Here is a 414-nt window from a genome sequence, read left to right as displayed (position 1 = left end):
CCTTCTCCGCGGCCGCGGCGTCCTCGGCCTCGGCGTCGGCCGCGGCGCGCTTCTGGAGGATCTCGTAGGCGGACTCGTTGTCCACCGCCTCGCCGTAGTCCTTCATCAGCGGCGAGGCCGCGGCGGACTCCTTGATGACCTGCTCGCCGGCAGGCTCCATCGAGCTCTCCGGGGCGCGCACCGCAGTGATCGCGACCGGCGTCGGGGCGCCGTCCTCGCTCATCACGGTCACGATCGCCTCACCAGTGCCGAGCGCAGGGATGACCTCCTCGAGATCGTGCTCGGAGGTGGGGAAGGTCTTGGCTGTCGCCTTGAGCGCCTTCGCGTCGTCCGGGGTGAAGGCGCGCAGCGCGTGCTGGACCCGGTTGCCGAGCTGGGCGAGGACGTCGCCGGGGATGTCCTTCGGGGTCTGGG

1 protein-coding gene is annotated in these 414 nt (G+C 71.5%); it reads right to left on the bottom strand.

Going from position 1 to position 414, the window contains the following annotated elements:
* A partial coding sequence (locus GV818_RS33855) for a helicase HerA-like domain-containing protein (RefSeq protein WP_161778760.1) occupies window positions 1-414 on the bottom strand: 414 nt, incomplete at both ends.

This window comes from Pseudomonas sp. Fl4BN1, assembly GCF_009908285.1.
Lineage (GTDB): Bacteria > Pseudomonadota > Gammaproteobacteria > Pseudomonadales > Pseudomonadaceae > Aquipseudomonas.
This window is presented reverse-complemented; position numbering and strand designations above follow the sequence as displayed.